The organism is Bacteroidota bacterium, from assembly GCA_018831055.1.
In the GTDB taxonomy this organism is placed as follows: Bacteria; Bacteroidota; Bacteroidia; order Bacteroidales; family B18-G4; genus M55B132.
Map to the genome: position 1 here is coordinate 1 of JAHJRE010000215.1, position 8,900 is coordinate 8,900.

Annotated in this window: 7 protein-coding genes; 3 read left to right on the plus strand and 4 right to left on the minus strand. The window is 41.2% G+C overall.

What is annotated here, in order from left to right:
* From KKA81_14210 to KKA81_14225, 4 genes are all read right to left on the minus strand, one after another.
* A partial coding sequence (locus KKA81_14210) for a TonB-dependent receptor (GenBank protein ID MBU2652079.1) occupies window positions 1-2,484 on the minus strand: 2,484 nt, incomplete at its 3' end.
* A gap of 66 nt (window positions 2,485-2,550) precedes the next feature.
* Window positions 2,551-3,138, minus strand: coding sequence for a nicotinate-nucleotide adenylyltransferase (locus tag KKA81_14215; protein ID MBU2652080.1), 588 nt, complete (start codon window positions 3,136-3,138; stop codon window positions 2,551-2,553).
* Between the two features lies 1 nt (window position 3,139).
* A complete protein-coding gene (gmk, locus tag KKA81_14220; GenBank protein ID MBU2652081.1) occupies window positions 3,140-3,712 on the minus strand; it encodes a guanylate kinase in 573 nt (190 codons plus the stop codon).
* A gap of 1 nt (window position 3,713) precedes the next feature.
* Window positions 3,714-4,589: a YicC family protein gene (locus KKA81_14225; GenBank protein MBU2652082.1), complete on the minus strand. Its 876-nt coding sequence runs from the start codon at window positions 4,587-4,589 to the stop codon at window positions 3,714-3,716.
* 165 nt (window positions 4,590-4,754) lie between these two features.
* Here KKA81_14225 and KKA81_14230 point away from each other — a divergent pair, with 165 nt between their 5' ends.
* The 3 genes from KKA81_14230 to KKA81_14240 all read left to right on the plus strand — a co-directional run.
* Window positions 4,755-7,670, plus strand: a complete 2,916-nt coding sequence (locus KKA81_14230; GenBank protein MBU2652083.1) for a histidine kinase — start codon at window positions 4,755-4,757, stop codon at window positions 7,668-7,670.
* Between the two features lie 218 nt (window positions 7,671-7,888).
* Window positions 7,889-8,638 carry a LytTR family DNA-binding domain-containing protein gene (locus KKA81_14235; GenBank protein ID MBU2652084.1) on the plus strand — a complete coding sequence of 250 codons (750 nt, stop codon included), beginning with the start codon at window positions 7,889-7,891 and terminating at the stop codon, window positions 8,636-8,638.
* A gap of 14 nt (window positions 8,639-8,652) precedes the next feature.
* Window positions 8,653-8,900 (plus strand): cardiolipin synthase (locus tag KKA81_14240; protein ID MBU2652085.1); only part of this gene is annotated, 248 nt, incomplete at its 3' end.

The following is an 8,900-nucleotide window of genomic DNA, read 5'->3' on the forward strand; positions in this document are numbered from 1 at the left end:
ATTATGATAAAAATAATTGTTATCAAGCTGCTCTTGGATCGTGTTCTCAACAATGTTATAGGTGGCATTGTACGAAACGGTGAAATCAATCTTTTCACTGATATTGCTGGCTAATACTATCCCCTGGTTAAGCCCCCAGGTATCAGAGAAATTCTTTTCACCGTTAATAATGCCGGGAGTCCTTGTATAGGATATGCCCGTGTTCAGATTGATATTGGTTTTTATCTTGCTGACCGGCAAACCATATGTGATAAATGTCCTGCCGTTCCAATACCCATCAAGGTTAACCGGACGGGTAAGCTGAGAACCTCGATACAGGATGACCCCGTCGGATATCATGATGTCCCTTTCTGCAGTATAAGTGGAACTCCCAATGTAATTCACGGTATTCCTGACAAACAACATCACAAAGAAAAATTTCGACCGCATGATCCTGGTCAGTGAGTATCTTCCCATTAAAGTATTTGTGTATTCCTGCTTTAAATCCGGATTTCCGGTACTGAGCGACAAGGGATTGGAATTATCAATAACAGCCTGTAATTGTGTAACGGAGGGCTCTCTCGTACTGGTACGGTAATGAACCCGCAAATTACTAATCCTGGAAAATTTATAATTAAGCACGGCGTTGGGAAGAATATTCGTAAATGGCTGCTCAATTTCTGACTCTACCGGGAATATGGTTTTACTTGTAAGATCAGACCTTTGTACAGATATACCTACTGTCAGGAACATCTTTTCATTATTGTACCTGTATCCTGCACCCAGGCTGTTCTTAAAATATTCGTTATCAAATTTGCCTGAAAGCAGCGTGTCCAGGATGTTGTATTCTCCTGTCAATGCATCCTTATCTCCTGTATTCTTGTCGGAATTATTGATGGTGTAAGAGCTTCTGAGATTCACATACACCTGTGATTTTTCTTTTATGGGTTCTGTGTACATCAAACTTGCCGACCAGGTTTCGCTTTGGGAATCGTAGGAACCCTTCTGATCAATAGTATCGCTCCTTCCTGATGATTCTCCAAAATAATTATTTTCAGCCTTAAGGAAAGTTGTGGATGATGTTTTGCCGATGTCAGTGCCGATATTTAATGAAACTGTTCTTCCCTTCTTCCTGAAAGCATGCCTGTATAAAAGATCATTGCTGAAGTTAAACCCCGATGATTCGTCATCATAAGTATTTAGGGTATTACTCATGATTTCTCCCGGGTGAATATAATTGTCCCCGGCAACATCACTGTTATAATCATTTGCCTGCAGGCTCAACCTGGGGGTAATTATTATTGAATTGAAACTGTCGATCTCATATTTAAACCTGACATTGAACCTGTGATTGAAATTATCCGTTGTGCTGCTGCTTATTTCATCATAGAACTGATTCGAATCTCCCGTATTAATATATTCCCTCGATAAATATTCCTTCGTTGTATTATGTGTTTTATTGAAGAAGTAGGACGCCGTGACCTCAATTTTTTCACCCCATTGGTCACTGTAATTTATTCCGGCCGAATGCGTAACAGTATTGCCATTCTGGGGGCCAACCATAAAATCCCTGGTACCACCACCCGGCATAGGCCCACCTCCCCCACTGCCCGGCATTCCCCTGCTTCGGCTTCCGCTGCTCATAACACCCAGAAGATCTTCCTGGGCAAAATTCTGTTCGTTGATGTTATTGCTTAATCCGAGAATGGAAATGCGGCGTGTGTCCTTGAAAAAGTTAAGATTCCCTCCTGCTGTGTAACGGTCGTCGGTACCATATCCCCCGAAAAACCTGCCAAAAGTGCCGTTTCTCTTTTCAGGCCGCATGATAATATTCATGGTCTTCACGGAATTGCCGTCGTCGAATCCTGTGAACTCAGCCTGATCAGATAGCTTATCGAAGATTTCAATCTTTTCAACCACCTCGGCAGGAAGAGTCTTTAAGGCTGTCGACGGATCATTCCCGAAAAATTCACGACCATCGACCAGCACCTTCTTAACCTCTTCTCCCTGTGCTTCCACCTTGCCGTCTTCTACAATCACTCCCGGTAGCTTTTTTACAAGATCTTCCGCACTGGCATCCGGGTTGGTCTTATATGCATCTGCATTGAATTGAAGAGTATCGCCCTTGACGGTTGCCGCAGGTACCTGACCTGTGACTTTCAACTCATCCAGGCTCTGTGTTTCAGCTTTTAAAAGAATGTTTCCAATATCCAGACTGCCTTCTTCCACCTTCACGGCTCTGATCCTTCCGGTATAACCGACATAACTTACCTTTAGCTGATAGTTTCTGGGTAAAACATTACGAAACGAAAAAATACCATCCCGGTCCGTTACATCGTAACGGCTGTTTTCAGGGGCATCAGGATTAAGGAGAAAAACATGGGCACCCTCCAGAGCCCGGCTTTCAGCACTGTCGATGACTTTTCCGCTAACCGTAAATTCCTGGGAGAAAGAAAAATATGACAGTAAATTAATGGTAAGAAGAAGGATTAACCTGAACCGCATAGCACCGGGAAATTAGTTACCATGCTTTGACAGGAATAAAAAGCTAAGGTTTAAAATCAAAAGACTTTATTTGTAAAAACCCATATCCACAATATGGGCCCATACTTTTGAAGGTAACATGTAACTCACATCCTTTCCCTGTCTTATTGCCTCACGGATGAAACTGGCGGAGATTTCCATCAGCGGTGCGCTGAAAAAACGGATGCGCGGATAAGAGGCATATTCGCCGGCATCATAACCCGGTCGATTATAAATATACAGATCGTATTGGGATAGAATTTCCTGATGATTCTTCCATTTATGAAAAGTCGGAAAAATATCGGTTCCACCAATAAGTACAAACTGCTTTTGAGGATATTTCTCCGAAAGCCATGTCAGGGTATCAATGGTATAAGAGGGCTGAGGCATGGTAAACTCAATATTCGTGGCCCTTAGCAAAGGGTCATCTTCCAGAGCCAGATTAACCATATAAAGCCTTAAATGACCCTCCAGCAGAGAGCTTTTCTCCTTCAGGGGGTTATGTGGGGAAACAACAAACCACACCTCATCCAGATCGCTGAACTGTGTAAAATACTGACCAATGATCAGATGCCCTATATGAACAGGATTAAAAGACCCAAAGAATAAACCGGTTTTTTTCCGGGGCTCGCTCATACTAATCAGGTTTTTCCAGGAAGGCTTTAATTACCCGTTTCGTTTCTTCTACAGCCTGGTTGATATTTTCGTTGACAATGATCACATCGAACTTCTCCGCCAGGGATATCTCTTCCATTGCTTTCTCTACACGTGTGTTGATGCTGCCAATTTCATCTGTCGACCTGCGGATAAGCCGTTCACGAAGCTCGTCAACCGATGGAGGCATAATAAAAATGCTCATGGAACGATCAGGGTATTGGGTTTTAATATTCAATCCTCCATATACATCTGCCTCTATCAAAACATGATGCCCTTTGCTCCATATCCGTTCAAGTTCCGACCGAAGAGTTCCATAATAATGATCCTTGTAAACCTCTTCCCACTCCAGGAATTCGTTTTTCTCTATTTTTTCCCTGAATTCATCTGAAGTCAGAAACCAGTAATCTTTACCGTTCTCCTCACCGGGCCTCATTGTCCGGCTGCACGCCGAAACACTGAATTCAAGAGGAAACCCTGATGCCATTACCTCCCGGATAATGGTGGATTTCCCGGCCCCTGAAGGTGCAGAAATGATCACTACCCTTCCCTGCATCTTATAAAATGTTATACAATTGTTCTTTGATCTTTTCCAACTCGTCTTTCATCAATACCACCGTCTTCTGAATATCCGCATCATTGGCTTTAGATCCAATGGTGTTGATCTCCCTGCCCATTTCCTGGGTTATAAATCCTAACTTCCTGCCTATGGCCCCACCCTCATCCAGCGTTTGAAGAAAATAACCGCAATGCTGATTCAACCTGACCCTCTCTTCCGTAATATCAATCTTTTCGAGGTAGTAAATGAGTTCCTGCTCAAAACGGTTGGAATCAATTTTATTCTTGTCGATCAATTCAGCAAGCTTCTGATCCAACCTGTCCCTGATATTGGCCGACCTCTGTACTTCCAAAGGATCAAGGGATAACTGCAGATCGCTGATTGCTTCCACTCGTTTCCGGAAATCCTCAGCCATAACTATTCCTTCATCTGACCGGTACAGATCTACTTGTTGCAAGACCTCATCAATGGCTGACCCAACGGCTTTCCATTCCGATTCTTCAAGATCTTCCTTCCCTGTCTGAAATACTTCAGGAAAACGCATTACCAGAGGCAGAATTTCCTGCGGGAGTTCCTCTTCCATCAAATTTGCCAGCTCTTTTAGCTCCTGCACATAACGCATGGCAAGCGGCTTATTGATCGAATAACCGGAAACATCCCCGGTTTCCTCAACGGTTATCGTCAATTCCACCTTTCCACGCTCCAAACGTGTCCCTATCTGCTGACGTATTTCACCTTCCTTTTCTTTATAAATATTCGGAATGCGTAAATGAATATCCAGTTGCTTGCTATTCAGTGTCTTGATCTCAACATTTACTGCTTTTTCAGGCAGGTGCGCAACATGCTTGCCGAAACCGGTCATGGATTTAATCATTACGAATATTTTATGCAAATATACGAATGTACAATACTTTAACAAATCTTTTGAAATGACCTGTTTGTATCGTACTTTTACACCCTTGGCAGCCATCTTTGACTGCTGTAAATTTTAGACAGGTTGACCATAAAAATTCCCATACCCTGTTTAAAAGCTTATTGGTTGTCCGGATTACAATTAGCATTGCTGATAATTGTACAGGTAACTATTGGCTTTTCCCAGGTCCCCGGCTTCAGGAATATCTCCTACCGCGAAGGACTTCCTGCCTCCAATATCTATGATATGCTCAACGATGCCAACGGTTATGTCTGGTTTGCTTCCGACAACGGTGTGATCAGATACAACGGATTCGAATTTACCCATTTTACCACTGAACAAGGCCTCCCTTTCAACTCAACCCTCATCATGTACGAGGATTATAAAGGCAGAATATGGTTTCTGAGTTATTCCGGAGAACTAAGTTATTTTGAGAATGACAAGATTACGATATATCCCTGTAATGATACTATCAAAAAACACTTTGAAGATAATTATATCGACAGGCTTACTGTTGACTCCTCGGAGCAGATATGGTTTTCTCCCAGGCAAGGAGGTATCTTCATGCTTGATTCGATTTGCCGTTTAACCATGATCAATCCGATTCCCCGCAAAGATAACCCCGCCGCCCTCTTTTTCTATGATATGGGTGATGATCATTTTATTGCTCCCGTAGCCCCTCCGGCGGAAATGGATCAAAACCATCCCGCCTTACTCGCCCTGGAAAATAAATTCTTTATTCCTTTCAAATATGGCAACAGAGCGTTTATAAGAAAATACCTGAAAATCTCAGATAATAATTTCCTTGTTTCTTATGGAAATCATTTATATCACATCCAGGATCAAAAGATAATAAAATCCCGGATAATGAAACAGCCGGTTACCTGCCTGACAAAGGACGACCGGGGAAATATCTGGATAAGCATGGAGTACGGTGGAGGTATTGATATGTTTCCGGATGGAAATCTGGATACCGTTCCAAAACGATTCTTTGAGGGTTATACCATCACCAGGATTATGCAGGACAGGGAGAAAAATTACTGGTTCTCAACCACAGGCGATGGTGTCTTTTTTACGCCAAATATGGATTTTAACATTTTTCCCGTCCAGGAAGAAATGGGAATGAATGTTATTACCCTCTCATTGCAGAATAATCAACTCTATTTCTCATCTTCCAATAAAGGCCTGTTCAAGGCCGATATTATCCGTGGTAAAATGTTTAATATCCGGCAATTGAAGTATCCGGGTATTATTAACTGGATCCCGGATATTCTTCCTGAGAATGATGGCTCCTTATGGGTTTCCAACAGTCTTCATTCTTTTTACAACCCTCAGGGTCAACCGGTTAAAATTGAAGGGATGGAAGGTGTCTTCCAAACCGCTGCCAAATACGGCAATTCTATTTATCTGGGTGGAAGAGGTCTCGCTATCATTCGCGACCGGAAAGTAAAGTTTAATAGCAAAGCTTTTTTTGAAACAAGAGTATATGCCCTAACCAGTGATCCTTTCCAGGATGATATCTACCTTGCTACCTTATATGGTCTGTATAAATTTGAAAACGACACCATTTTACCTATTATACATGATAAAAGACTGACCAGCAGGATAAACGCTCTTGCTGACTGGAAAGACTATATTCTGGTTGGATCCGGATCGGAAGGATTGCTGATCATGAAAAATGATTCTGTCATTTACCAACTGAATTCTAAGAATGTTTTATCCGGAAATACAGTAAGACATATTCTTATATATGACGACTCTACCATTTGGCTTGGAATGAATAATGGCTTAAACCGGCTTGTAATCAGCGAAAATAACACCCTCAAATTCAATGCGGAATGGATCTCGCTCGATGATGGCCTTCCAACTCTCGAGATTCATGCAATGGATTCCAAAGATGGCTATATCTGGTTGGCCACAGATCTTGGCCTGGTTTCGTTTGAAGAAAAACTGATCAGACCTTCTTCTATCCCTCCTCTGCTCACAATTAATAAAATTGAGAATAATGGTGTAGAAATACCTCTGGTTGATAGCATACAACTCGAAGCCGGCAGGAACGACTTAAGAATTCACTTTAAGGGAATCAGTTTTAAGGGTCCGGAAAGTATTAAATACAGATATCGACTGTTCCCCTATAATCCTGAAATTATCTATTCAAACAATCCATACGCAGATTTTCCCAATCTGCCCCCGGGAAAATACAGGTTTTATGTTAATGCAAGTTATGTGAACGGTAACTGGGGAAAACCGGTACACATTGATATTACTGTAGAAACACCTTTCACTGATACAACATTGTTCATTATATTGTTATCTTTGATATTGCTACTAAGCCTTTTGGCTATTATCCATCTTATCGTCAAATATTTTAAAAGAAGAGAAGAAACAAGAAAAAACCTTTTGCGCCTGGAGCAAAAATATCTTCGATCCCAATTAAACCCCCATTTTATCTTTAATACTTTAATGGCCATTCAAGGGATTATTTATCAACAAGGGCCTAAAATCGCCGCAAAATACCTTGCAAATTTTGCCAGGCTTATAAGGTATATCACCAGCATTACCGACAGGGAATGGGTTATTCTCGATAATGAAATCATGTTCATACGCAACTATTTCGAACTTCAAAAACTGCGCTTTGGGGACAAATTCGATTATAATATTCAGGTTCAATTCGGCATTCAACCGGAAAAACTCCTCATTCCCCCTATGATGGCCCAGCCCTTCCTGGAAAATGCCATCGAACACGGGTTGCAAAATAAACTAGATAAAGGCAATGTACTTGTTGAAATAAAAAGTATCGAACAATGCCTCCAGATTATCATTACAGATGATGGTATTGGCAGGGAAAAAGCAAATCTGATAAGAAATAAGGAAAAAAGCCGGGAGGATTTCTCAAGTACACAGGTTATCACGGAAAGAATAAAACTACTTAACCAGGTTCAGCATAATACAATAAACCTTGAAATCAAAGATCTATATGATGATTCCGGTATTCCTGCAGGAACAATGGTCATAATCTCATTGCCTTTGATATACGATTAAACGCAAACAATGCATCCGCTAATTGCCCTTCTTATGCATAACCCGGGTTTATTCGCCGTGCTTGTCCTTCGCCACTCTTATCTATCTGTAAACCTGCAACTTGAAACATGCAATCTACAACCTGCCACTCATCATTCCCCATGATTATGAAAAGAATTTCAGATTCTTTTTTGGTATTTCAATGAAACCCTATAACTTTAAAGGCAAATTTAAATCATATGATAAGGACTTTGGTAGTTGACGATGAGGCTAGGGCAAGGGAAACCATCATTGATATGCTGAACCTGTTTTGCAACGGTATCGAGGTTATAGGTGAGGCATCCAGCGTAAAAACCGCATATGAAATGATAGACCATCACCAGCCCGATCTCGTCCTCCTGGATATTAAAATGCCGGATGGTACCGGATTTGATCTCCTGAAAAAATTCGAGAAAATTGGGTTTTATGTCATCTTTATCACGGCTTTTGAAGAATTTGCCATCAAAGCTTTCAAATTCAGCGCTCTCGATTATCTGCTGAAACCTGTCGACCCTGATGAACTAAGCTCCGCAGTTGAAAAGCTGAGAACAGCCATGGAAAAAGACAGCATTGAGCTCAGAATCAAAGCTATGTTTCAGAATCTGAACCAAAACTATGTGAAAAATAAAAAACTCGTGCTGAAAACTACCACCAATGTACACGTAGTGGAACTTGACAATGTCATCCGCTGTCAGTCAGATAAAAACTATACGCACTTTTTCACCATAGATAATGAACAGATCACCGTATCAAAAACCCTGAAAGAATTTGATGAATTGCTGAGTGATATGAATTTCTTCCGCGCTCATCAATCACACCTGATCAACCTCGATTATGTAAAAAGGTTTGAAAAGGCAGATGGTGGATACCTGGTGATGAAAGACAATTCAACCGTTCCCGTTTCTTTCAGAAAGAAAGAAGAACTGATGAGAATTTTTAAAACCCTGTAAACCATAATTTCCCGATGCAAACAGCAGGTTCTTCATATAAACTCTATGATGATCCCTGGAAATTCTATGATGCCATGCTCTACGATATTGAGCAGGCTAAAAAATATGTCTATATCGAAACGTATAAATTCGGAAGCGGAAATATTGGCGAAAGATTTAAAAATGTACTCACTGCCAAAGCCAAACAGGGAGTAGAAATAAAACTTCTGATCGACTCCTGGGGTACTTCTGTTTCAGCCTCCTTTTTTGAAGAAATGATAAA